25 protein-coding genes are annotated in these 25,650 nt (G+C 37.5%); 3 read left to right on the top strand and 22 right to left on the bottom strand.

Going from position 1 to position 25,650, the window contains the following annotated elements:
* Positions 1–16: 16 nt before the first annotated feature.
* From I7H67_RS07925 to rpe, 3 genes are all read right to left on the bottom strand, one after another.
* Positions 17–412 carry a hypothetical protein gene (locus I7H67_RS07925; protein ID WP_198307530.1) on the bottom strand — a complete coding sequence of 132 codons (396 nt, stop codon included), beginning with the start codon at positions 410–412 and terminating at the stop codon, positions 17–19.
* Positions 413–515: 103 nt separating this feature from the next.
* Positions 516–1,337 carry a Cof-type HAD-IIB family hydrolase gene (locus I7H67_RS07920; RefSeq protein WP_198307529.1) on the bottom strand — a complete coding sequence of 274 codons (822 nt, stop codon included), beginning with the start codon at positions 1,335–1,337 and terminating at the stop codon, positions 516–518.
* Between the two features lie 356 nt (positions 1,338–1,693).
* The gene (rpe, locus tag I7H67_RS07915) at positions 1,694–2,380 is read right to left on the bottom strand and encodes a ribulose-phosphate 3-epimerase (RefSeq protein ID WP_004794447.1); all 687 of its coding nucleotides are present in this window, start codon (positions 2,378–2,380) and stop codon (positions 1,694–1,696) included.
* Between the two features lie 184 nt (positions 2,381–2,564).
* Between rpe and I7H67_RS07910 the strand changes: the two genes are divergently transcribed.
* Complete coding sequence (locus tag I7H67_RS07910) at positions 2,565–2,837, top strand: DUF2218 domain-containing protein (protein ID WP_000843452.1); 273 nt, start codon at positions 2,565–2,567, stop codon at positions 2,835–2,837.
* On the opposite strand, the gene fghA is transcribed toward I7H67_RS07910, so the two are convergent.
* From fghA to I7H67_RS07880, 6 genes are all read right to left on the bottom strand, one after another.
* On the bottom strand, positions 2,838–3,683 hold the full coding sequence (gene fghA / locus I7H67_RS07905) for an S-formylglutathione hydrolase (protein ID WP_198307528.1): 846 nt from the start codon (positions 3,681–3,683) through the stop codon (positions 2,838–2,840).
* Positions 3,652–5,103 carry a C13 family peptidase gene (locus tag I7H67_RS07900; protein WP_005302864.1) on the bottom strand — a complete coding sequence of 484 codons (1,452 nt, stop codon included), beginning with the start codon at positions 5,101–5,103 and terminating at the stop codon, positions 3,652–3,654. The genes fghA and I7H67_RS07900 overlap by 32 nt, the downstream gene beginning before the upstream one ends.
* A 136-nt stretch (positions 5,104–5,239) precedes the next feature.
* Positions 5,240–6,031, bottom strand: a complete 792-nt coding sequence (locus I7H67_RS07895) for a class I SAM-dependent methyltransferase (protein WP_198307527.1) — start codon at positions 6,029–6,031, stop codon at positions 5,240–5,242.
* A gap of 9 nt (positions 6,032–6,040) precedes the next feature.
* Positions 6,041–6,706: a tRNA (adenosine(37)-N6)-threonylcarbamoyltransferase complex dimerization subunit type 1 TsaB gene (tsaB, locus tag I7H67_RS07890; protein WP_151989050.1), complete on the bottom strand. Its 666-nt coding sequence runs from the start codon at positions 6,704–6,706 to the stop codon at positions 6,041–6,043.
* Between the two features lie 135 nt (positions 6,707–6,841).
* A complete protein-coding gene (locus I7H67_RS07885; RefSeq protein ID WP_174765250.1) occupies positions 6,842–7,369 on the bottom strand; it encodes a gamma carbonic anhydrase family protein in 528 nt (175 codons plus the stop codon).
* 19 nt (positions 7,370–7,388) lie between these two features.
* A complete protein-coding gene (locus I7H67_RS07880; protein WP_085942204.1) occupies positions 7,389–8,018 on the bottom strand; it encodes a CoA pyrophosphatase in 630 nt (209 codons plus the stop codon).
* 114 nt (positions 8,019–8,132) lie between these two features.
* On the opposite strand from I7H67_RS07880, the gene I7H67_RS07875 reads away from it, so the two are divergent.
* Positions 8,133–8,681: an NUDIX hydrolase gene (locus I7H67_RS07875; RefSeq protein ID WP_002115876.1), complete on the top strand. Its 549-nt coding sequence runs from the start codon at positions 8,133–8,135 to the stop codon at positions 8,679–8,681.
* A 55-nt stretch (positions 8,682–8,736) separates the two neighbouring features.
* Here the strand turns inward: I7H67_RS07875 and I7H67_RS07870 are convergent, their stop codons facing one another.
* The 6 genes from I7H67_RS07870 to I7H67_RS07845 form a co-directional block, all read right to left on the bottom strand.
* Positions 8,737–10,737 carry a protein FilF gene (locus I7H67_RS07870; RefSeq protein ID WP_198307526.1) on the bottom strand — a complete coding sequence of 667 codons (2,001 nt, stop codon included), beginning with the start codon at positions 10,735–10,737 and terminating at the stop codon, positions 8,737–8,739.
* A gap of 12 nt (positions 10,738–10,749) precedes the next feature.
* Positions 10,750–11,982 (bottom strand): putative pilus assembly protein FilE, encoded by a 1,233-nt coding sequence (filE, locus tag I7H67_RS07865; protein ID WP_198307612.1) that lies wholly within the window; start codon positions 11,980–11,982, stop codon positions 10,750–10,752.
* Between the two features lie 17 nt (positions 11,983–11,999).
* Positions 12,000–13,664, bottom strand: a complete 1,665-nt coding sequence (locus I7H67_RS07860) for an OmpP1/FadL family transporter (RefSeq protein WP_023274317.1) — start codon at positions 13,662–13,664, stop codon at positions 12,000–12,002.
* Positions 13,665–13,676: 12 nt separating this feature from the next.
* Positions 13,677–14,876, bottom strand: a complete 1,200-nt coding sequence (locus I7H67_RS07855) for a hypothetical protein (protein WP_198307525.1) — start codon at positions 14,874–14,876, stop codon at positions 13,677–13,679.
* Between the two features lie 45 nt (positions 14,877–14,921).
* Complete coding sequence (locus I7H67_RS07850; RefSeq protein ID WP_198307524.1) at positions 14,922–15,755, bottom strand: C39 family peptidase; 834 nt, start codon at positions 15,753–15,755, stop codon at positions 14,922–14,924.
* 305 nt (positions 15,756–16,060) lie between these two features.
* The gene (locus tag I7H67_RS07845) at positions 16,061–16,912 is read right to left on the bottom strand and encodes a DUF6160 family protein (protein ID WP_013198905.1); all 852 of its coding nucleotides are present in this window, start codon (positions 16,910–16,912) and stop codon (positions 16,061–16,063) included.
* 355 nt (positions 16,913–17,267) lie between these two features.
* Between I7H67_RS07845 and I7H67_RS07840 the strand changes: the two genes are divergently transcribed.
* Positions 17,268–18,626: a chorismate-binding protein gene (locus tag I7H67_RS07840; RefSeq protein WP_198307523.1), complete on the top strand. Its 1,359-nt coding sequence runs from the start codon at positions 17,268–17,270 to the stop codon at positions 18,624–18,626.
* Positions 18,627–18,629: 3 nt separating this feature from the next.
* On the opposite strand, the gene hisC is transcribed toward I7H67_RS07840, so the two are convergent.
* The 7 genes from hisC to I7H67_RS07805 all read right to left on the bottom strand — a co-directional run bounded on the left by hisC (position 18,630) and on the right by I7H67_RS07805 (position 25,470).
* Positions 18,630–19,715 (bottom strand): histidinol-phosphate transaminase, encoded by a 1,086-nt coding sequence (gene hisC, locus I7H67_RS07835; RefSeq protein WP_198307522.1) that lies wholly within the window; start codon positions 19,713–19,715, stop codon positions 18,630–18,632.
* Positions 19,716–19,784: 69 nt separating this feature from the next.
* Positions 19,785–21,074 carry a histidinol dehydrogenase gene (hisD, locus tag I7H67_RS07830; RefSeq protein WP_198307521.1) on the bottom strand — a complete coding sequence of 430 codons (1,290 nt, stop codon included), beginning with the start codon at positions 21,072–21,074 and terminating at the stop codon, positions 19,785–19,787.
* A gap of 106 nt (positions 21,075–21,180) precedes the next feature.
* Positions 21,181–21,864: an ATP phosphoribosyltransferase gene (gene hisG, locus I7H67_RS07825; RefSeq protein ID WP_003655841.1), complete on the bottom strand. Its 684-nt coding sequence runs from the start codon at positions 21,862–21,864 to the stop codon at positions 21,181–21,183.
* Positions 21,864–23,120 carry a UDP-N-acetylglucosamine 1-carboxyvinyltransferase gene (gene murA / locus I7H67_RS07820; RefSeq protein WP_198307520.1) on the bottom strand — a complete coding sequence of 419 codons (1,257 nt, stop codon included), beginning with the start codon at positions 23,118–23,120 and terminating at the stop codon, positions 21,864–21,866. The genes hisG and murA overlap by 1 nt, the downstream gene beginning before the upstream one ends.
* A gap of 6 nt (positions 23,121–23,126) precedes the next feature.
* Entirely contained in the window at positions 23,127–23,378 is a 252-nt protein-coding gene (gene ibaG, locus I7H67_RS07815) for a BolA family iron metabolism protein IbaG (RefSeq protein ID WP_004794487.1), read from the bottom strand.
* A gap of 138 nt (positions 23,379–23,516) precedes the next feature.
* Positions 23,517–23,855 (bottom strand): ribosome hibernation-promoting factor, HPF/YfiA family, encoded by a 339-nt coding sequence (gene hpf / locus I7H67_RS07810; protein WP_004641296.1) that lies wholly within the window; start codon positions 23,853–23,855, stop codon positions 23,517–23,519.
* A 166-nt stretch (positions 23,856–24,021) separates the two neighbouring features.
* Complete coding sequence (locus I7H67_RS07805; protein ID WP_198307519.1) at positions 24,022–25,470, bottom strand: RNA polymerase factor sigma-54; 1,449 nt, start codon at positions 25,468–25,470, stop codon at positions 24,022–24,024.
* Positions 25,471–25,650 lie beyond the last annotated feature (180 nt).

The raw sequence follows: 25,650 nt of genomic DNA, 5'->3' as shown, positions 1-25,650 counted from the left end.
AATAAGTAAGAAAGGATTAAGCTTTTGGAGGACGTAAAATTTCTTGCCAGTATCCGGCTAAATGCTGAGCCTCATAAATACTGCTAAATTGAGACGAGATTGGAATGAACTGCGAGTCAATATCTGGTACAGCTTGCTGTAATGCCAAATTCACAATTTGACAATGAACTGGGTTACAGTCCTGACAATGCTCACCATGCGAGTGAACAGCCTGTGTCATATTTTGATGACATACAGTCTGATCATCTGTTTGAACATACATATTCTTATGCGAAGTTTTTTCACTATGACACGGCATAGTGTGAAGATCATGCTGCATAGGCGTCTGAGCAACAGACACACCACTCCACCCAATGACCAAAGTCATTAGGAACACAAACCAAGCATACTTGCGTAAGTGTTGTAGAGCCATTGTGGTTTATCGCCTAGAGCCTATGAGTAATCTTAACCCCATTAGCATAACCAAGTTTTCAAACAGATACAATTTTCAATCTTAACTGTTTGTTTTAAAGTAATTAAGCAAATGGTGATTGATGCTGAAGGACTAAATCAATCACTTCTAGTGCACCCTCATGTTCATTACTTACAGTTGTATAAGGAGCTACTGCTTTCAAAGCTTCAACTGCATTTTCAACCGCAAATCCATAGCCGACAGCTTTGATCATCTGGATATCATTATTGTTATCACCAATCGCGACCACTTGATCAGATTCAACCTGCCATTTTTGTAGCAATAGCTTCAAACCATGTGCTTTATGCTGGTCTGGAAGAATCAAATCGATAAAACCAAAACCACTTGAAACAGGCACTAAGACTTTGTCTGCAACAAAACTTTTTTTCTGTAAATGTTCAAAAATCGCAAAGCTTTCGTTTTCCTGAGCAGTAAAAGTAATTTTACACACCAAGTCATCTAGTGCATAAAAATCATCAATAACTGTTAGCTTTTCAAAGTATCGAGCGACTTTGGCATAGTCCTCCGCATTCATGCTGCTATGCACATAAGCACTCTGTTTTCCACAGATCACCATAGTCGAGGTATATACAGGATCAATCGCTTTTAAAATCTCAATATATTGTTGCTGACTTAAATGAGCAAAAGCTATTTCTTGCCCTGCATCTACAACATGCGCGCCATTTTCTGCAATAAAAGCAATTTCATGACTAATTTCTGGAAAATAGGTAATCAGCTTTGCGAGTTGGTTACCACTGGCAACCACGAAATGAATATTATTTTGTTTAAGTTGTTCGTACTGTTTTAAAAAACGTGCTTTGTTGTACTGCTTCTTAGAATTAAGAAAAGTCCCATCCATATCTACCGCTAAAATTTTTATCGTCATTAATTATCTAAATCTCTTACTAAAATCTTATTAAAGCAAATTTAGCTTTATTTTTCATGACACTTTTACAGTTTTATACTTATATATGCCTAAAAGATTTTCACTCAGAGCTATATCGTTTTTTGCACAGGTTATTTTTTAGTTAAGCTTAATAAAAAATCAGATAATAAAACATCCAACACGTATAAAAAAAGAACGCCAAAACGTTCTTTTTTTATACATTTCGCTTAGAGAATAAACGGTTGATCTAATTTTGTTTATTTTACCAACATCTTATCCATACGGTTATCAACACAGTTATCCATATAGTTATAAACAAAGTTATCCACAAGCTTATTCTCAGTTCAACATACTTTTTAAGCGTCTACACTGCCCACTTTCGCAAGCTCTGCACGCATTTGATCAATCACAACTTTATAATCTGGTTGACCAAAAATAGCTGAACCAGCAACAAACATATCTGCACCCGCTTCTGCAATTTCACGAATATTTGCAGGGCCAACACCACCATCAACTTCTAAACGAATATCACGACCACTTGCATCGATAATTTTACGAGCTTCACGCAACTTTTCTAATGTCATTGGAATGAACTTTTGTCCACCAAAACCTGGGTTTACGCTCATTATTAAAATTTGATCAACTTTATCAAGTACATAATCGAGATAGTGTAAAGGTGTTGCTGGGTTAAAGACTAAACCTGCTTTAGCACCACCTGACTTAATCAACTGTAATGAACGGTCGATGTGGTGCGATGCTTCTGGATGGAAAGTAATAATATCTGCACCAGCTTCCAAAAAGTCTCCAATAATTCGATCAACTGGAGATACCATTAGATGCACGTCAACAGGAGCTGTAATCCCATAATTTTTTAAAGCCTTACATACACCAGCACCAAAAGTTAAATTTGGAACATAGTGATTATCCATCACATCAAAATGTACTACATCGGCACCTGCGGCTAACACTTTGTCTACATCTTCACCTAAACGAGCAAAATCGGCAGATAAAATAGAAGGAGCAATCAAGTAAGGCTTGGACATAGGTGGATGACCTGGCTAAAAATTTAAGGAGAGGCTGAAAATTATAACAAAAAAGAACCTACTTGGCCTGCCCTTCCTTGCTTAAATGACAACATTTCAAACTTGCAACGTAACGTTGCAACAATAGAATGCTAACAGCGAAACGAATTTGTTAAGGTACATTAAACCAATGTGAGGATTGATAATGAAAAGCACAACTCATCTATTAACAAACGATGGAAAACGCATTGCAAAACGTTTAGTTAATCATTGGAAGCACAAGTTTGAAGTACAAGAAACTGAACAAGATTTTAAAATCTTAATGCCTACAGCAACGATTACACTTGCACCAGAAACAGAACAGTTAAACGTTGCAATTGATAGCCAGTTAGATGACCACGACCACTTAGAAAAAGTTGTCCTTGATCATCTAAACCGTATGGCTCAACAAGAATTTCAGGTTGAATGGCAACACTAATTAGCCAGCGACCTTTTCTAATTGAATTGCATGGAACTGTAAATGCTCATCCATAAAGGTTTGAATAAAGTAATAACCATGATCATAGCCAGGATGTTGTCTTAAAGTTAAAGGCTGTCCTGCTTTTAAACATGCTTGCTTAAACTTTTCAGGGTGAAGTTGTTCATAAAATTGGTCATCTAATCCCTGATCAACCAGAATTTCGTCAAATACTGCACCATTTTTTGATACTAAAGCTGTGGCATCATGAGCCAACCAGCTATCGCGATCTGCACCTAAATAATGACTAAAGGCTTTGTCTCCCCATGCACACTCTGTTGGTGCACAGATTGGAGCAAAAGCAGATACCGACTTAAATTTCTCTGGATATTTAAAAGCTAAAGTTAATGCCCCGTGTCCACCCATTGAGTGCCCAAAGATACCAACTTGTTGAGCGTTTACAGGAAAGCTTTTTAAAATGAGTGGATATAACTCATCAATTAAATAGCTTTCCATTTGATAATGCTCAGACCATGGCGCTTGCGTAGCATTAATATAAAAGCCCGCACCTTGCCCAATATCCCAGTTATCTCCTGCTGCAACTTGTTCTCCACGAGGAGAAGTGTCTGGGGTAATCAATATTAGGTTAAGTTGCGCTGCCATATGCTGTGCATGCGCTTTAATGGCAAAGGTTTCTTCAGTACACGTTAATCCAGCTAAGTAAAACAAAGTTGAGCAAGCTTTACCTTCTAGAGCTGCTGGTGGTAAATAAACACCAAACTTCGCTGGTCCTTTTAAATAAGAAGATTCAAATTGGTATATACGCTGCTCGCCCTCAAAGCAGCGGTTTTTTTGCAGGAGTTGCATCGTTTTTAGCCTCTGTTTTTGTTTGAGCAATATCTACACTACCTGTATTTTGCTGAGGAAATAGATACTTTTCCAATTGAGGTAGCATAAGTTCCATATTTTTACCAATCATCCACTGAGGCTCTGAAGGTTCAACCCCTTGAGCCACTTCCCATTTGGTGACTGTTTGCTTAGCTGTGTTAAACGAGTCTTTCATCGACGATTGCTCTCGCATAGCCAAATCAAAGAAAGCTCGCCCAAAATAGGTATAGTCAGCTTCGTTATTACATCCAAAAGAAGTTTTATCAGCGGCAGATGCGGTAATGATTAAGGTATCAGGAGACTGTAAAGCAGGAATAAAGCTTCCTGAATAACAGGCTGAGATAACAATCACACGCCAGCGAATACCAGATTTATCCAGTGTTTCACGCAACCATTTCGGGTCTACTTGCCCTAAATCTAATGGTGCATTTTCAATTTCGAAGTGATTCTGTTCACCGTGTGAAGTCATATATAGAAATAGGACATCGCTATCACGGTTCATTTGCTGTCCCATACGGCGTAGAGCTAACTCGATACTGGTTTTAGAGGCAATCGGAATTTCTGTGCGGGTGTCTGGATTATTGACCAACATCATCGAACGACCAATCGTTCCGAAACGTGTATCAAACTGTTCTTTAATACGGACTACTTCCGATTTAAAAACATCTTGATAACTATCGCCAGCAACACCTAAAAAATACCAATGACTTTTTGCCTGCTCGCCATATTGGACTTGCTCTAAAGAATCGCTCAGCAACTTACTTTGTGCGTAAAAAGCATCTTCAGCAAATGTTGGAGCCGAATCTTCTACCTTCCAAATCGGTTGATCTTTTACGGAAAGTTGCCACACGACCATTGTCGCAATAGTTGCAACCATGACGAGTGCACGTTCCCACCAAGGCCACTTAAGTTCGCGTGAGAAAACCCAAATCACAGCTAAACTTTGCCACACAAACAAAGCTACAAATAAGCTCGGTAAAATTCCGTTATAAATAGCATCGGGAATAAAGTTGAGATAACCATTAGAACCCAAATACTGAATTAAACATTGAATTAATAAGATATTTGTATCTAGAACCAACCACAGTAAAGCAGGTACTAGCATTAAACGAGGTTGGTTGGTGCGCTGAGATAAGAAAATACCGACAATTAAAGCAATAAATGGCCAAAGTGCATAACCAATTAAACCTTGAGAATTGAAATCACCGATTTGACCAGCGACAAGCCAACTATACAGAGAGTTAGTACATCCCCCTAAAATTCCCCAAACAATAAGCTGAAGAATAGATGGATGTACAATTTGTAGAGAACGTCTTGATCCCAAAAACAGCCACATTCCGGCAATTTGGTTGCTTTTAAAATCATGCCAAAAGTTAATGGAGGGTTTAAGATCAATCATAAAAGGTTTTCAAAAATTTCGTTTTTGTCAGGCATCTTAAGTGTATGCCTGCTAAGAATTTTAGCAATCATGCTTTTGAACTATATCACATATATTTGTGCATTATTCAAGCAATAAAACCTAACCTTACATAAGCCTACTGAAAATACGCATCAAAACGACAAGCATCTCCTTGCCATTGATGAGCTGGCTCTTGATTCGCCAAGAAAATAGCATGGCGCGGTCGTTTAACGACTACACGTTTAGCAACTTTCTGTGCCAAAACAAGCAAATTATCCCCCAGATCCATTTCACCATCTTCGGGTAAAAGTAGGTGTAAAAGCTGCATCTGTTTTTTAACCTGAGCTTGTTTTTTGATGGCTTGGTGATTCTGGTCACGCTGTGGAAACATCGGATCTAGATAAACTACATCAACCATTTGAGCTGTTTGCTGTAACTGTTGTAAATAACTTGCAGAATCAGCAAAGATCAGTTGAATCCGATCCATAAATTGGCTTAAAAAGCTATCTTGTTCAGCTTGTGCTTTTGCATCTTCAAGTAAGGTAAATAAAATTGGATGGCGTTCAACCAATTGTATTTGTGCGCCTAAATAAGCCATGAGTAAGCTGTCATGGCCTAAGCCTGCTGTAGCATCAACCAATATTGGTTTTTCACCTAACTGACAAGCCCGAGCAATCATTTCTGATTTAAGACTTGCACGTTTTAAACGGGAAATTTCGGCTTTCCAGTCGGGCTGCATTTTCATGCCATTTGCAGATAACCATAGCCCGTTTTCATCCACACAAAGTGCCAACTCAGGATTTAAACGCAGAAAACGCGCATTCAGTTTTTCAACTAACTGCAAATCTACAGTCACACCTCTAGAACAAAGCACAGCCTGGTAGTGCTGTGCTTGTTCTTGAAAATCTACTTCAAAATATATGTGCATGATTCGCCTTTATTTTGCTTTACCCTGATCTGCTATTTTTTTCCATGCATCATCACGTAAATAAACTGGCAAAGCATGTTCAGCATCAACCCACTGCTTTTCTTCTGCATAAACACGTGCAATAGAAGCAATGTCTTGTGCAGTTGCAGTGATTGTTTGATGATCTGCATCAGCTTGAAGTAACTTTGCGCCCGAACCAATTAAGCAGTGTTTTGCGTAAGCAGCAGCTGGCTCGTAGCCCATTAATTTTTCTTCATCAATACATTGCATAATTCCTTGTTCATCTAAAACATAACTTGCAATGTAAACTTCGTTCATACGCGCATCGAGAACCGCAGTTACTTGTTTCAAACCTTCAAGTCGGTATGCCGCTTGAGCTAAAGCTTGCAAACTCGAAACAGGAATAACGGGTAAATCTTGTGACCATGCCAACGCCTGAGTCACAGCTGCATTAATGCGAACACCACTAAAAGAACCCGGCCCACGGCTAAAGGCAATCGCATCTAGACCAGCAACCTCAAGACCTGTTTGTTGTAGCCCCTGCTCAATCATAGGCAAAATGGTCTGGGTTTGTGCTTTCGCCCGCGTATCGAGTTGAAAAAACAGTTCTTGGGTTTCATCGACTAATGAAATAGAACACTGCTCATTTGCAGTTTCCAACGCCAGCAATTTCATGCACAACCTTAGTATTAAATCAGATTAAAAACGAGGGTTATGATACCCCACTCGGCTCTGATAGGCGAGTTGTTCTCTTTTAAAATAAAAATGCCAAGCTTGTGCTTGGCATAAAAATATTTTGCTAAAAAAGATTTAAAAGCGGAATTCTTTTAAATCTGCATAGTTCTTAAAGTGCTCAGCATAATGCAATGCACTCAAACGTATTTTTGCAGCGCCATCTTCATCTAAAGTTTTGACAATTTTGCCAGGTGAACCCATCACCACTGAATTATCTGGAATCACCTTCCCTTCAGGAATTAAAGCATTAGCACCGATAATACAATTTTTACCAATCACAGCCCGATTTAAAATGACGGCGTTCATACCAATCAAGCTATTATCACCAATCGTACAACCATGCAGCATGACTTTATGCCCGACTGTGACATACTCACCAATATTTAGCTCAAGGCCCGCATCGGTATGTAGTACAGAATTTTCTTGAATATTAGAGAAATCACCAATTCGAACTACACAGTTATCGGCACGAACTACAGCTCCAAACCAAATGCTGACTTGACGCCCTAACTCTACTTGTCCAATTAGCGTTGCTGTTGGAGCAACCCAACCATCCCATGGCTCATGTAAGGCTTTTGGGTGCTGTCCTTGATAGCTATACATCATAATTTATCAATCCTGATCATTTATTCTTATGAGAAAACTTTGGCATTCCAAAGGTTGGCGAGTTGAGTAAAAATGGCCAATCTTTTTGATAACCCAATCCATATTTAAACAGAGCAACTAACATACGAGCAGTTAAACCCCAAATGATTTCATTATCAATCTGTAAGCTTGGAAAATATAAAGACTGATGGGCATATCGAACTTCATAGGGTGTTGGACGCGTCTCAATAAGTTGCTGTAACGGGACAAAGAAAATTCGATCAATTTCGGTAGGCTGGGGTATTAAAGTTACCTCTGGAGGAATAAGCCCAACAATCGGTTTTACAGACAAACCACTTCTTGCACGTTGCATTGGTAAATCACCTAAAAGCTGCACATCGAACGGGTTTAAAGCTGTCTCTTCCTGAGCTTCTCTTAACGCTACAACAATATTGCTAGTATCACTAGGATCACGCTTTCCACCCGGAAAAGAAACTTCCCCCGCATGGTTGTTCATATGTATTGAACGGCGTGTAAGCAGTACCTTTGGATCATTTTCATTAGTAATTGCAATCAGTACTGCTGCTTGTGCTTCTTGTATGCGGGTGGAAAAGCGCAATCTTTGCTGTAACTTTTGTGTTAGCAAGTGCTCTTCCATACCATTCACCTATTATTCTATCTCTCTTTGCATCATATCTGAAAATCAAACTTAGGGAATAGAGTTGATGCGTAAGTCTAAAAATTCAGTTATGCTGAGTCATCTCTATACTCGATGATAATTATGAGTTTCTGTGTAGCGTGTGGGCATAAAACCGAACAAAAAATTCCTTTAGGTGATCATAAAGTACGCCGTGTTTGTACTCATTGTGGAAATATTCACTATGAAAACCCCAAAGTAATCTGCGGTGCCTTAGCGTTATGGGAAGACAAAGTATTACTCTGTCGTCGTGCGATTGAACCTCGTTATGGTTTATGGACTTTGCCTGCTGGCTATATGGAATTGTTCGAAACCATGGAGCAAGGTGCAGCACGTGAAACTCGTGAAGAAGCAGAAGCTGAGATAGAAATAGAACAACTTTATTGTATGTACAATATTCCGCGTATTGGTCAAATTTATGTACTTTTCAAAGCGCAGCTGAAAGATGGAATTTTTGGTGCAGGTGAAGAAAGTATCGAGAGCCGCTTGTTTGAAGAACACGAAATTCCATGGGGTGAACTTGCTTTCCCTAGTGTCGAACACACATTAAGACACTATTTTGAAGATCGTAAAAAACAAGTGTTCCCAACACATCTTGAAACTTTGGGTACTCGTTTAGACCATACGGGTTAATCATTTAGATAATAAAAAAGACCGCTAGACGGTCTTTTTTATTTGTCTCTTATTTTTAAGGTTTAGTTTTAAGCGCATTACAAGCTGGTATAGACTGATTAGCTAGTTTAATAGACACCGTGCCAGATAGGCGTTGAGCCAAGGCTTTCTCAGCATCTGTTGGTGCTGGGCTAATATCCTTAATATTATTATAAACAGCTTGATAGAAAGCATAAAGATTAATCCAACGCGCAGTCTTGTTTTCATAATCACTTAAATTAATACTATTACTGCTGTTTTGACCTGCTAATAAGTTATAGAGATTAATCTTCGCTCCATTTACCGAAATTGCATCATTTACATTATCATCTGGATTAGTATCCGCTCTCACTACAGAGTTAAGTCCCATCAAAATCCCATTAAGGTTACCTAGCTGAGGATTCGATAAAATCATACGAACAGTAATAGAACTGTCATTATCAGATGACTCTGTTCCACCAGTAGTACCAAGTCGATATTGTTGCACACCATTACTATCAATTAAGCTGTTTTCTGTTACTGTTGCACATTGACCAGACATATCGGTTGCAGTTGCATTTGGTTTAATATCCGTACGAATATTTCCTTTTTCATCAACGACAATGCCTAAATCGATAGGAGCTATCCCAGTAGTATCAAATCGAAATGTCAAAGTCGCATATAATGGGAAGACATAGCGTTGACCAGAACTCACGTTAGCTGCTGTTTTAAAAATTTCTTTTCCAAGATAACTAATAGGATTGGCTTTAATAATATCAAGTGAACCCTTATAGTTTTCAGTGCCTACTGTTTGACGCCATAAACCATAATGCTGAATATTTCCTGTTGTCGAGCGTGTTAGCTGTTTATAAAAACCTTCACTTCCAGCAACAGCATAATCGTTCATAAACTTACCTTGATAGATTTGCAAATCATTATTTGCATTGCTATCAACGCTTAAACGTAATGGTTGAGTCGATTGAATATCTTTTGAAATTGGGTTAAGCCAACCATTTTGTTGGGGAGCAATGAGCATTTGCATTGGTTTTGCTTTGGTCCACAATAAAACTGGGGGAGCAACACCAGTCACGTTTCCTTTATCATCTTTATATAAAGTAGCATCACCACGCCATTGCAGGCCGTAACCCATTGCATAACCTTCACGGTCAGTCAACATGAACATGTTAGCCATCATATGACGTAAATTAGTGGTAGATTTATTAAAGCAATCTGCTAATGCCTGATTACAGCCATAAAAACCTAATGGTAACGGTGAACTAGTAGAATCTACAATACCCGCATAAGTTGCTTCATTTGCTTGAAATAATGCAGCATTTGCCAAGTTTGTGACTTGAACTACGAGTGCATAAGCTTGTGCATCAGACACTTTGCTTACATCTAACCAAGGTTTTAGAAGAGTTGCATATTGCCCATTCTTCCATTCTGTTGCAGTTATATCTTGTGTCAGATTAGCTAACAGATTTTTCTTATCTTGAGTAAATTGGGTTGGTTGTAAATCACCTACCACATTATCGCCACGTTCAACGCCAATACTTTGGAATAACTTAACTAAAGCCATAGCCACTTTAATAGTTGGATCAGCATTACTCATTGAAGCAGGAGGCTGACCAGTTAATGCTGTAGCCATATCCAAAACTGTTAAATGTGTTGTCCCGTATTTTCCTAATGTATCAAGTTTTATCGTACCTAACGCAATCTTGTGAGTATTGCTACCTTGTAGATAAAGCGTAATTGTTTCATCTGATTTACTACCACTGATACTACAAGCACCGCCAACCGAGTTACCAACCAATTTAGTAATATAACGCTGATTCGGAGATAAACTACAGTCGAAATTCAATCCGGCTATTGGATAATTTAATTCAAAATTCAGACATGACTCATCTGTTGCTTTACAATCCAAATTAGTGATCGGAATCTCACCTCCACCTTGTGTAGGATCTTCATTAATTGTTGAGCCACCACCACCGCAACCATTTAATACAATTGCCAATGTGGACAATGCAAAAGGTAATAAAATTTTTTTACTCATCATCATTCCTATTTATTTTTAACGTAATACCGAAATTTTAATTTGTCCATGATTAGATAGCTCTTGATCTGGCATATCCACAGCCGAAGATAAAGGCGTTAACATAATATAGTGTGTACGTTCTGGTACCTGTAAAATTCCTAAAATCGATGCATGTTGTAAAATCGTCGGAGGATACGACTTACTTTTAAACCCACTAGCACCTTCTATAACACAACCCTTTTCATCCAAGAAAACAGCGAGGGGCCAATAATATACAGGCTTGTCATTGGTTGTAGCATAGGAAGCTACTTGTATATTCTTAATAGAGGAGTCTACTTTTACGACTTCGTATTCAAACTTTTCTTTAAGAGGTTTTCTCGGCCATAACCCCACTTCTTTATTCTGGCTTAGCTTTTTAATTGATTTGTTATAGCCATTAATAAAACATAAATCATTTTCAAAAGTGCTTGCTAACTCTTTGTGCGAAAGTCTCACATAAGTAGGAGCTAATACCACAGAAGAGACTTGATCTTCTTGAGATCGATGCAATACGTTATCAAGGATAGACTGACCAACACCTTTTTTACGCTCAATAGATTCAGTACGACCTAAACCGTCAGGCATAATATAAAAACGTTTTTTTCCTTCTAGATTAAACTCTTGGTTCTCTAAATATTCATTATTGACGTATTCAACACCATCAATAGTAGTGTACTTCGTCTCATCCTTTTTTGGAGCTACTTGTGCTGACGAAGTAACGATATCTTTAGACAAAGGTGGAGCTGAATTCAGTTCTGCTTTTTCTTCAATCTTTCGTTGGGAAGCAGAATCCTTTATCACTGTTTTTTCTTTAGTAGTTGCTAACCTAGACTTTTGATCAATAACTTTTGATTCTTCTTTGCTTATTTTTATCTGTTTTGAAACAGGAGATTGTTTCTTTATCGAGACAGTTGGTGCAGTTGGTGCAGTTGGTGCAGTTGGTGCAGTTGGTGCAGTTGGTGCAGTATTAGACGACTTTGTATTTACTTTAGGCAATTCTTTTGATTTTAAAGATATTTCCGGCAACACTTGATGTTCTAGAGGAGTCGACTTTATCTCTGGATTTGTTAATACCTTAGACGGTATAACAGTTCGTTCCACCCTTTTACTCGGAACAATCATTGGTCGACCATCAGGACCAATAATCGTATAAAAACCATCCGCGTAAATAGCAGAGTTACTTGCTATTGCAACAAAAAAAATCGCAATAGCAAATTCAGGTCGAAACATCCATTCGCAATTTAATTTTACCATTTTGTTCTATAATTTAACCCGAGTACTGTAACTTTGGTATTGGTTTTAACATCCAAACCGGCATAAGGGTTTAACAGGATATTATCAACTCCTGTTTTATTAGATAAGGTACTAGTCCCTGCTGGAATATTATCGCGGCTACGTAAGAAACCAACTGAAAGATCCAAATCTGTGTCAGCATCAAATCGATATCCAACACCCAAACCGAATAATTGCGCATTATTAATTGGAATCATGGTATTACGTTTATCATTCGGAATAGCACTAGCGCGAGGCTCATAACCAGCACGTAACTTCAAACGATCTGTTGCGGAATACTCTAAACCAATACCCCAACTCCATGGTGAGGTAAACTTTAAAGGTAAACCTAATGAAGCATCTGTCACATCATTTGATAAAAGTTTGGCAACTTTGAGTAAAGTAATCTGTCTATCAAATTCAAATTTGAACTTATCCCATGCAGAATAGTCAGTCCAGCCCACATCAAAGTTAACTTGCAAATCAGGGAATATCTTATATTTAATCCCTGCTTGGAAATGGGCTGGATATTCCAGATCCATCGCCGCTAATCCAGACTCAGAACTCGGTACATTTACCGGTAAACCGAGAATTTGACCCAAAACCTGACCTGTAGCTGAGGAGTTTAAGCCTTTAATTAATTCTTGAGGAGCCTTAGCATTATTAATCAGGTATTTCCCTTTCATACGCATCTTAGCTGCACTTTGATAAACCATACCAAAGCCAAAATCGTCCGTCGGTTCCCACATTAATCCTAAGTTATAGCTTGGGCTTAAAGACTGCTCCATAGAAACTTGAAGTGATCCCATTTTCTTAAAAGGGTTCATTCCTTCTTGAGTATTACATAAGCCAAATAACAATAGATTAGTAATCATATCGTTATTGTCTTTGAAAGGTCCACATACCACGTCATCAACCATCCGCAACACTCCAATCATATCGTTGGGAAATCGCAAATCGGTTTTCATGGCAAGAGCGTTATAAGACATCCCCACAGAGGCACCGATCGACAAATGGTCATTTACTTGATAACCAAAAGATGGAGACAAATAAGTAATTCGCTCAACAGCCACTTGCTGGCCCATAAAGTTTCCCGCATTACCATTTTCAGCGCCAAAACCTGCAATTAAAGGTGCATAAATTGCAGTAGCATAGGTCAGCTTTGAACCTGGAGGTTTATAGGCGATCCCTGCTGTAGGTGCAACGAGTGGGTAACCAGCACCCAGATCAACCATTTTTTTGAGAATCGGTATATATAAACTGGCGTACTCAACATCACCACGTACAGGGCCTTTAAAATCAGTACAAATATTAGCTGTAACTTCTGGACCATCATTACAAACAAGAGGGTCATCTGAGTAGCCAAAAACGTTATAACCAGGAGGGGCTGAGAACTCACGTTGAATATCAAAGTTCGCTAAAATTCCTTGCACATCTGTTTGTAAGCCATCAATTTTTGCTAAAGCTGCAGGGTTAAAGTGAACTGCACTAATGCCGGGAGGATCTGCAGTTACAGCATTCCCCATCGATAGTGAACGAATATCAACAGCTAGGTTTTGTCCTAATTGAGCATTGGCAAAGCTAGAAAAACCGGAGATAACAATTGCCGCCGTTAAAGGACATAATTTAGGATATTTCACCTGCATATCTCCTTATTTGGTTTTTTTGCCAAAACCTATAAAATCTAGCGGGAAAGATAGACCAAGCGAAACATCTGGTGCATCTTCGGTTAAACCAATACCCACTGTACCATTAACAATTGTTTCAGGTGAAACACGTACACCTAAAGCAAAAGACAACATTGCACTACTTTGGTCTGGCGACTTATATGATTCACCATTCTTAAACTGGAACTCAGCATCCATGTTAAAGCTTTGTTGATATGACATGGTTAATGACACGTCATAGTTAAATGAGTAAGCAAAACCAAAAGAGAAACCACCGCTAATACCAGGGTCAAAACTCTCTAGATAACGAGGACCATTAGCTCCACCACCACGTGCCTGATTTAACCCTGTTTCTTTAAAACCATAATTAGCAGAGGCTGAAGCAAATAAAACCACAGGATCAATATATTTACGGGTACTTGCTCCAATTCCAGCAGAATAATAACCTTTACCTGTTGAAAGCTCATCCAAACCGATTTCGTAAGGACTGTCTCCAGTTTTTGTGGAAAGATTACCAAATAACACTAATGGCAAACGACCTTGCTTTAACGGGAAAGGTTCCCAGCGAGCTCCTAAAGAAATATCACCTAAACCAGCAGTAGTTGTATCACGAATAATTTCAGATTTTGCAACGAAAGGAACTGTTGCTGATAAAGTTAAGTTGTCCAATACACCATATTGAACAGTAAAACTATTCGTTAAAGTATGGTTCGCATCTTCTTCAACACGTAAACGGTTGAGTTGAGATGAATCATCAGCTAAAGCTAAATCAATTCGAGTATCGCGATAATAAGTATAGTCAAGATCGTAATAAGCTGAAAATATGCCTCTTTTAATCAATGAATATTGACGTTCATTTGATGTAAATACTTCTTGTAAATTTGTCTCTTGGGTCGCATCGCCTTCTTTTTTCTGTAAAGCAGTAGCGGCTTGATTAGCTCCAGTATTTGAAGATGCAACAGACGCAGGTTCAGTAGTTACAATATCTGCGGCTGGAGCTGTACTTGTATCTTGAACTGAATCTATTGCTGGTGTTACTACTGATCCTGTACTCGAATCAGAAACAACTGCGGTGTTTTGTGCTTCAGCTTCAGTTTGTGCGACTTGATCATTTGCATAAAGTGTGCCCGTAATAGCACTCATACTTAATGCCAATACACTCATCTTCATCCATAGATTATTCATGTTTCTTCCCACCTAATGTATTTATTTTACTCAATTCATATTTGATTATTTACGCTTATAGTAAAGACGCATATACGTTTCAATTGGCTGATTATAGGTTGCAGAATTTGGGTCTTTATCAAGTACCCGACGCATGGTTGATGCTTTATTTGCTAAACGGTCATAATTAAATGTTGGATATTGCACATCCACAAAGGCATAACGGTTAACAGTTGCATCTTCTACATGACGCATATCTGAGTCTTTTAAGGCCAATAAATCTTTACGCTGAGATTCAGGAACAGAAACAACAAATAATGTATTGTTATCCCAAACTTCTTTAAAACGATTTTCATCAAAGCTGATATTCCCTAATGCAGGATCAGCAACATATACTCGTCCATCTTTATAAGCTTTATATACGACAAAATGTTTAAAACCAGCATAAGAAATTGGAACAATTGCAGGTTGTCCAAGATTGATTAAATCAGAAAACTCCCCTCGATAACCGCCACTATCCAAACCAATAGCAGTTACAAAGCGCTTCATATCAAGTAGTGAGAAGCTTCGACGCTCAATAATACGTTGGTATTCACCATACTGTAGTAAGCCGCTCATGGTCTGCTGTTCAGTCAAACTAGTTCCCACATAACCATTTAAAAGCGTAGTAAGAGCAGCTGAACCGCAACTATAATCGTATGCTTGTCGAACAATACCTCGAAACTGATCTTCTACAGCTGGTTTAATCTGTACTGGTTCAATATGATTTCGGCGAAAAGATAAATTACGTGAATCGGCAGTCTCTGTGTAATAAACAGTTCCCGGTGGCTTTTTTTCTATTTCGAAGGCTTCTGTCGCAAAGTAATACATCAATGCTGAGCCTAAAACAATCTCTAACATAAGCACTTGGTCTAAATGGTGGCCTAACTGGCCTTATTCATTTTATTCTTAGAGCAATAGCTCTACATCCCTGTGTTTTGAAGATACCTTTTTTTTTTGTAAAAAACAGCTTTTTTTTAATCTTTTTGATGAATGTATAGTTCTACTCTAATTAAACTGTTAATTAAATCTCATTTTTGAACATTGGTCTTTCTAATATATAAATTATTCATATAATAATTTATATTAAACAACTATATAAAATCATTTCATTTTTTATTCAATAAAAAAAGCGCGTATAAAAACGCGCTTTTTTTAATTTTAAATTAGTGACCAGAAATTGTAATTGTAGAAGTACCCACTTTTAAACCTTGAATTTCAACATCACCAATTGAAGAAGCAGTACTAGAACCTAAATGTACGCCTTGTACATAAACATTCATACCTTGAGTACTATTATTTTGAATTTTCAAGCCAGTTGGTACAACTGAAATATTAGCATCTACATCTAAGTCACCAGTTGTATTACCAGCACCACGAACCATTACTTTGTCTAGGACAATTTTACCGCCACCTGCAGCGTCGTTAATACCGAAGTTAGATAAAGTTAAACCACCTTTTAAAGCTGAATTCACTTTAATCATTGCGCCTTGCGGAGTAGAACCTAATTGTACATTCGCTGAAATTGCGCCTAATGATAAATCTAAACCAGAAATAATTTCAGTTGGAGCAGTTTCAGTAATACCACGTACAGCAGTAGTTGTATTTAATGTACCAGAAGTACCTACACCAACAGAACCGACATGTACATCAACCGCACCTACATTTGCAGCAACGTTTAAAAATGCGCCATTTGCACCTGAAGCACCAACGCTATCAATTTTAAGATCTAACAGGTTTGTGGTTGTATCAACTTGTTTAACAGTTACTCCACTTACTGCAATCGCACCTGCAGTTGCTGCCGCACCTGTAATTCCTGTAGTAGGGTTTAAACCATCGTTATCATGAATATATAATTTATCGATAGAAATACCGCCAGAACCTAAAGCGATACCGATGTTAATACCATCTTGACCTGTAGCAGCGCTTAGTGCAGCATCGTCCATTGACTGCATTGCCATTGCATTTGCACTGATAGCTAAAGAAGAAACTAAAGCAAGTTTAGTGAACATTTTCATTGAGCACTCTCCCAAGAGCATTTATTTTTTGACTTTAACCACTCTCATTGTCTCAAGTTGCATTTTTCTTTATATAGCAACCGAAACTTCCAATCCTTGAGTAGTTTTGCTTAGCAATTACTAAATTACATCTACGTTACTTTTTGTTCAACTAGTGTTGTGCATTTTTTGCCAACTACCCGACAAACGGTACGCTCAATTTATTTCGCTTTTAACGTCTAATGCCAACGCTAATCCCACTCAAAATTCGACTATTTTATCAACAAAAAGTACCTCTCTTCTAAGTCTTCTCCCTGATGATTCGCAAGTTGTAGTAAACTAATATTTCCCTCATTAACTATTCTCTTATTTAAAAATGTCTCAGTTAAAGAAAAAAATCTCATTACATGGTAAAAGTACTGCCGAGATTTTAAAAAACTTACAAGGATTAACTGGGCTCATTTATTTAAATGACAATAATAATCCTATTATTGGTTTTCTCCCACAACAATATATTCTTATTCAGAATGAAAAAAATATAACATTTCAACGTCAAAATTTTAATGAATATAAGAAAATATTAAAATCGAATCAATTATTAGACTTTATTCAACTAAAAGAAAATAAATTAAAAGAAATCAAGAATACTAAATCAACAACAAGTTTTAATGGCGGCTATATCGGTTTTATTAGTTATGATTTTGCTGCACATCAATTTATTAATGTTCAGACTCATATACAGCCATCTTTATTCTTAGGCCAATATCGTTCTTTTTTAAAATATGTAGATAATGTTTGGTATTTTTTTAGTGATGAAGAAAATGCATTAGACCTATTTAAATATATTGAAAAGAAGTTAGAGATTCCTAATTCAAATAAATCTAAAAATATATTTAAATTAAAAACTGCTATTCAGCCAAGATGGTCTAAAGAACAATATTTCGAGGCTTTTAACAAAATACAAGAATACATTAAAGCTGGGGATTGTTATCAAATTAATTTAACCCAAGAATTTAAAGCTGATTTCAAAGGGTCTTTATTAAATAAAGCTGAAGATTTATGGAGCCTTACTAATGCACCATATGCAGGTTATTTAAAATTAGATCAATTTGAATTATTAAGTTGTTCTCCTGAACTCTTCATTGAATTCAATCAAAATAAACAAATTAAGACCCGACCTATTAAGGGAACCATGCCTCGATATGAAGATATCGAAAAAGATTTTATTTCAAAACAAACTTTAAAAAACTCGCAAAAAGATCAGGCCGAGAATGTCATGATTGTTGATTTATTACGTAATGATTTGAGCATTTATGCCAATACAGGGTCTGTAAAAACAACGCAATTATTCGAGATTGAAAGTTTTAATCAAGTTCATCATATGGTCAGTGAGATTGTTGCCACGCTTAAAGATGATATTAATCCAATGCAAATGTTGCTCTCTGCTTTACCGGGGGGATCGATTACAGGAGCCCCAAAAATTCGGGCGATGCAAATTATTGAAGAACTAGAAGAAGAAGCAAGAGGTGCTTATTGTGGGACATTAGGTTACTTCAATTTTGATGGAACGGGCCGCTGGAATATTCTTATCCGTAGCTTCCAACAATATCAAAATCAGCTCTCTTTGTGGGCCGGTGGTGGTATTACGATTGCCTCAGATGCAGAAGCAGAATATCAAGAAAGCCTTGATAAAATCTCTGCCATGCTGAACTTGATGAACAGCACAGCAGGCTAAAACTTAAAGAATATCTTGTTTCAATGTTTGCACTAAACGCATATTCTGCCCATCAGTACCCACTGTAATACGCAAAAATTGATTAATACGAGGCTTATTGAAATAACGCACAATAATACCTTGTTCACGTAATTGCTGTGCAAGTTTGCCTGCATCATGGACTGAATGTGAAGCAAAAATAAAGTTCGCTTTAGAAGGTAAAACTTTAAAGCCCAAAGCAGTTAAGTCATCTACTAGCTTCTCACGACTAGAAATAACTTTCTGACAGTGTTCTTCAAAATAAGCCTGATCTTCAAAAGAAGCTACCGCGGCTGCAATTGCAAAACGGTCAATAGGATATGAGTTAAAACTATTTTTGACAGCTTCAAGCGCTGCAATTAAATGTGGTTGAGCGATTGCGAAACCAACACGCAAACCAGCTAATGAACGAGATTTTGAGGTTGTTTGACAAACAACTAGATTCTCATAGCGATTTACAAGACCAACTGCGGATTCTGCTCCAAAATCAACATAAGCCTCATCGATCACTACCACCCGATCTGGATTTGCTTTTAAGATTTGCTCGATATCTGGCAAACTCATTGCAATACTAGTTGGTGCATTAGGGTTTGTAATAACAATCCCACCATTTGGTTGTATATAGTCCTTAGCTTCTATCTCGAAATTCTCATTGAGGGGAATTTCTTTAGTTTTTGTTCCAAAGAACTGACTATAAACTGGATAAAAACTATAAGTGATATCTGGATAAAGAATCGGTTCATCCTGAAGGAAAAATGCTTTAAAAATATGAGCAAGTACTTCATCTGAGCCATTACCAACAAAAACTTGAGACACCTCAATATTCTGTTGTTTAGCAATTGCTTGCTTTAAAGCTGTTGCATCTGGATCTGGATATAAACGCAAGGCATCAGCTTGCTGAGTTAAAACAGCTTGAACTGCGTCAACTACTTTTGGAGATGGCGGATATGGATTTTCATTCGTATTGAGTTTCAATAAATTCTGAATTTTAGGCTGCTCACCCGGAACATAAGGCTCTAATTCACGAACTTCTGGACTCCAAAAGCGCATTTGTGCTGTAGATAAAGTCATGGTCTTATCTCAAAAAAGGGCTGAAAATCAGCCCTGAGTAATAATTAAAAAACTACAAGGTTTATAAGCTTATTGATAACGATAGCGAGCTGAGCGTGCATGGGCATCTAAGTTTTCTTGGACAGCTAATATATCGGCTGTTTTAGCTAACGTTTTAACCCCATCTTGCGAACACATAATCAAGCTCGAACGTTTTTGGAAATCATAAACGCCTAACGGAGAAGAAAAACGAGCAGTTCCAGATGTCGGCAATACATGGTTTGGACCCGCACAATAGTCACCGATTGCTTCAGGTGTATAACGTCCCATGAAAATTGCTCCAGCATGACGAATCTCTTCGCTCACTGCTTCGGCATCATCTAAGCACAGTTCCAAATGCTCTGGTGCAACCTGATTAATTAACTCAATTGCTTCTACACGGTCTTTGACTAATACCAAAGCACCACGATTTTCAATTGAAGTTCGAGCAATATCTGCCTTTGGCAATTCATTTAAATGCTTTTCAATTGCCAACTCGACTGCATTAAGCAAAGCTTCATCTGGAGTTATAAAAATAGCTTGAGCAACTGTGTCATGTTCAGCTTGTGATAAAACATCCATAGCTAACCAATCTGCGTTATTCTCACCTTCTGCATAGACTAAAATTTCAGAAGGTCCAGCAATCATATCGATGCCGACTTGACCAAATACAGCACGTTTAGCAGCTGCTACAAAACGATTCCCAGGACCAGTAATTTTATCTACAGGTGGAATTGTCTGAGTACCATAAGCCAAAGCTGCTACAGCCTGCGCCCCACCAATGGTAAATACCCGGCTAACTCCCGCAAGATAAGCTGCGGCAAGAACCAATGGATTTAATTCACCATTCGGTGCTGGAACAACCATGATAATTTCAGGTACACCTGCAACATGAGCAGGTACAGCATTCATTAGAACTGAAGATGGATAAGAGGCTAAACCACCTGGCACATAAATACCAACACGGTCTAAAGGCGTAACTTTTTGCCCTAATGTATTGCCCAAGTCATCTATATAAGTCCAGCTATCTTGTTTCTGAGCTTCATGAAATGTACGAATACGCTTTGCTGCCAACTCTAGAGCATCACGAATTTCTGGGCTTAAATTATCAAAAGCAGTTTTAAGTTGTTCTTGAGATAATTCTAAATCTGAAAATTGATGTGCAGGATGTCGATCGAACTGTTGAGTAAGCTTTAAAACATGATCATCACCATGCTGACGAACATCAGCAATAATTTGATCTACTGTTTGCACTAAATTAAGATCATTCACGGTTTCAAATGCCAATAGCTCAGCAAAAACCTGTTTGAAGTTTTGATCTTGAGTCGATAAACGTCGCATCAATTTACCCACAAGGCGAAAAAGAAAAAGTAAGTTTACCCTTTTTCTATGCGCTTGTGGGCATCATCTAGCTTAACTATCGCAAAAGCATGATGGGAAATTGCTTTTAACGCGATTGAACAGCTTGCTCAAGCTGTGAAATGATCGGATTTAACAAAGTTTGTTTACGTTTAAAACTGGCTTTATTTACAATTAATCGAGAAGAAACTTTGCAAATCTCTTCTAATGGCTCAAGACCATTTGCTCTTAAAGTATTACCAGTATCGACCACATCCACAATGTAATCACCCAAACCAACCAAAGGTGCTAACTCCATAGAACCATAGAGCTTAATAACATCAACCTGTTCACCTAAGCTTGCATAATACTGGCGTGTAAGATTGACATATTTCGTGGCAATTTTTAGACGACCCTTTGGATGTTCCATACCTACTTTACCAGCAGTCATTAACTTACATTTAGCAATTTGTAGGTCAAGCAACTCATATACATGCTGAGCGCCATGTTCCATCAACACATCTTTACCCGCCACACCGATATCTGCTGCACCATTTTCTACATAGGTTGGTACATCAGACGCACGTAAAATTAAAATACGTACTTGCTTATGTGTAGTAGGAAAAATTAGTTTACGAGACTTTTCCGGATCTTCGAGTAAATTAATACCCGCTGTAGCCAATAAAGGTAACGTCTCTTTTAAAATACGCCCTTTACTCAATGCCAAGGTCAAACCATGATCAAAATTACCCATCACATCAAAATTAGGATCATCGTTTCTTACATCATTCATTAACTTACTCGCTTAATTTGGGCACCTAAACCTTGAAGCTTCTCTTCGACATGTTCATAACCACGGTCAATATGATAGATACGATCAATTAACGTATCCCCTTCTGCAACTAAAGCAGCTAGAACCAAAGAGAATGAAGCACGTAAATCTGTTGCCATAACAGGTGCTGCCTGTAAGGTTTCAACTCCGGTTACGACAGCATCGTGACCTTCTATCTGAATATTAGCGCCCATTCGTGACAATTCAGGAACATGCATAAAACGATTTTCAAAGATCGTTTCAGAGATTGTTGCGAATCCACGACCAATCACATTTACTGCCATCAGCTGTGCTTGCATATCAGTTGGAAATTCTGGATGTGGCAAAGTTCTAAAACTTACAGCTTTAGGGCGTTTACCCATCATATCAAGTTCAATCCAGTCATCACCACGAGTGACTTCAGCACCCATTTCTTCAAACTTATCCAAAACAGACTCAAGTAATGCAGGGTCAGTATGTGTAGTTTTGACACGACCACCCGTAATTGCAGCAGCTGCTAAATATGAACCTGTTTCAATACGATCAGCAACAACAGCATATTCACAGCCATGCAAACTTTCTACGCCTGTTACAACAAGAGTATCTGTATCAAGACCTTCAATCTTGGCGCCCATTTTAATTAACATTTGAGCAAGATCAGTGATTTCTGGTTCACGTGCTGCATTACGAATAGTCGTAACACCATCTGCTAATGCTGCTGCCATCAAGATGTTTTCGGTACCACCAACAGTAACCATATCAAAAACAACTTCGCCACCTTTTAAGCGACCATCAACTGAAGCATGGACATAACCATTTTCAACTTCAATATGCGCACCCAAAGCTTCTAAAGCTTTTAAATGTTGGTCCACAGGTCTTGAACCAATCGCACAACCACCAGGTAAAGAAACTTTAGCATTACCATAACGTGCTAATAATGGTCCTAAAACCAAAATTGAGGCACGCATTGTTTTTACCAACTCATAAGGTGCAAACTGATTATCTAAAGTAGAGGTATCTGCTTTTACTGTGTCATTTTCATAGCCAATTGTTACCCCTAATCCACCAATTAGCTTTACCAAAGTATTAACATCTTTAAGATTTGGAACATTGGTTATTGTAATTGGAGAATCTGCAAGAATAGTTGCAGCAAGTAATGGCAAAGCAGCATTTTTTGCACCAGAAATGCGCACTTCACCCTCGAGCTTAACACCACCAGTAATTAAAAATTTATCCATTAATATTTAAGCTCCGAAAAGGCTTGCTTTACGCCATTCATCTTTGGTCATTGCACGAATTGTTACCGCGTGAACTTCCCCACTTGCAATATAAGTATTTAATGGTGCATAAACTAATTGTTGACGAGCCACTGTACGCTTACCTTCAAATTGATCATCCACAATACGGAGGTCAAATTTTCCAGCCTGTCCGCTCACCGCTACTTCCGCTACAGGGAAAGCTTCTTTTAAAATTTGAGTGAGCTGTTCACTATTCATTGCAAAGACCTCTGACACAACCTAAGGGGTAAAACGGAGTATTTTACTATAACTTTTTCCAAGAATTCAGTACGTGTTTATATTTTATCAATAAAAAAGAGGCTATCTTTCAAGCCTCTCTTAAATTAACAAAACTTATTAAACAGAAACAGTAACTTGCGAATAAGTACATTGCATTTTTCGATATCTTAATAATTGTCTTTTTAATTTTTCTGTCAATTTTTTAATTGAAGTATACATATCATCAGCGGTTGCCTGAGCAAACAACTCAATCCCAGGCAATCTTACAATAGCCTCTGCAACATGATTTGAACTGCCCTTATGAGAGCGCTTATCAATTTGATGATCTTTGGTTAATTTAATCTGCATACTATTCACCTGATCTAGGTGTTTCGTCAATTGATTAAACTTTGATTTAATATTTTCTTCTATAGCTGGTGTAATTGCTAAATGATGTCCACGAATCGTTATTTGCATAATTCTATCCCTCACCTTTTTTAGGTTATTTAAAGAAGAACTAAAACGATTTAATGCTATCAAAAAAATATTAGGACAATTAAACCATTTTAGCGGCTCCTCTTGGTGAAATTAAAATTTCATTATTTCGTCATAATGAATCTCTAGAATAGCCATACTTCAAAATTTAGATCAAGACTTTTCTTTCAGACGATGAAGGAATATGTAACGATTCACGATATTTTGCGACTGTCCTTCTTGCTACTTCTATCCCCTCATCTTTCAATAATGTAGCAATTACATTATCTGACAAAGGTTTACGCGGATTTTCACTTGCTACGAGTTTTTTAATCATTGCACGAATTGCAGTGGAAGAAGCCTCTCCTCCAGCAGTTGTGCCTACATGGCTAGAGAAAAAATATTTCAACTCAAAAAGGCCACGTGGAGTAAGCATATACTTATTTGTGGTTACACGAGAAACTGTAGATTCATGCAATTCCACTTCTTCAGCAACATCTCGAAGAACCAATGGTTTCATTGCTTCTGCACCGATCTCCAAAAAAGCTTTCTGATGTTCCACAATACAAGATGCTACTTTTAATAGTGTCTTATGTCTTTCATCAATGCTTTTAATAAAGTTTTTCGCCTCAAGCATTTGATTACGTAAATATAAATTATCTTCACTCTGGTCTGCTCTACGAATCATACTAGAGTAAAAAGAGTTAATTCTTAATTTAGGTAATACATCTGGGTTTAGTTGGACCTGCCAATGTAAATCTTTTTTGGAAACCACTACATCTGGGATTTGATAATCTGACTCTTGTTTATCAAAATCCATACCTGGATAGGGTTTCAATGTTTTTAAGAGATTGATTGCACACTTTAATTGGTCTTTTGTTAAACCAGTTTGTTTGAGTAATTTATTTAAATCATTTGCTATCAAAAGCTCATAATATTGCAATAAGCTTTTTGCTTCGTTTAAGTATTTAACATCTTTTGGTAGAAATTCGAGTTGTATTTTTAAACATTCCGCTAAATTACGTGAACCGATCCCTAGTGGATCAAGCCGTTGAATATGCTTTAAGACGACTAGGACCTCATCTTTTTCAATTTCTTCTTCGATATCCATCTCATTTAATAATTGTTGGGCAGCTAAAATTATTTCTTCTATTTCAGCATCTAAGAAACCTTTATCATCTAATGCATCAACAATACAGTAAGCAATTAATTGATCTATTTTAGAAAAGTGCAAAAGATTAACTTGTTCTAAAATATGTTCCTTTAGAGATAATTGAACTTGACGATTATCCTCTCTCTCTTCAAATTCTGGAGTAGCCAATGCTGTTGATTGATGAGTATAAATATCATCCCAATCAGTATCGACTGGTAAATCATCAGGCAAATGATTTGCATTTAATTCAGTTGTTAAATCATCTGATTCTTTGCTTTCTAATACAGATAGGCTTTCTGTTATTGATTCTTCTTCTATTTTTTCAAGTAAAGGATTACTATCTAGTTGAATTTGAATTTCTTGTTCAAGCTCTAAGCTAGAAAGCTGTAACAAACGAATCGCCTGCTGCAATTGAGGTGTTAACGATAAAGAATTCGCAACTTTCAACCCAACAGATAATTTCATATTTTAGATTCCATTAAACAAGCAAAAATCATGCCTACTTAATATTTATAACATATAGTTTCTATTTATCATATATATTGGTGTGAAATTTCCAGAAGAAAAAGTGGATCTTTTAATGAAAAATTTTGCCGGATAACTAATTAATATGTCGGTTTAGAAGCCCATTTCTAACTTGGCACG

Origin of the sequence: Acinetobacter sp. ACIN00229 (genome assembly GCF_016106645.1) — a bacterium.
In the GTDB taxonomy this organism is placed as follows: Bacteria; Pseudomonadota; Gammaproteobacteria; order Pseudomonadales; family Moraxellaceae; genus Acinetobacter; species Acinetobacter oleivorans.
This window is presented reverse-complemented; position numbering and strand designations above follow the sequence as displayed.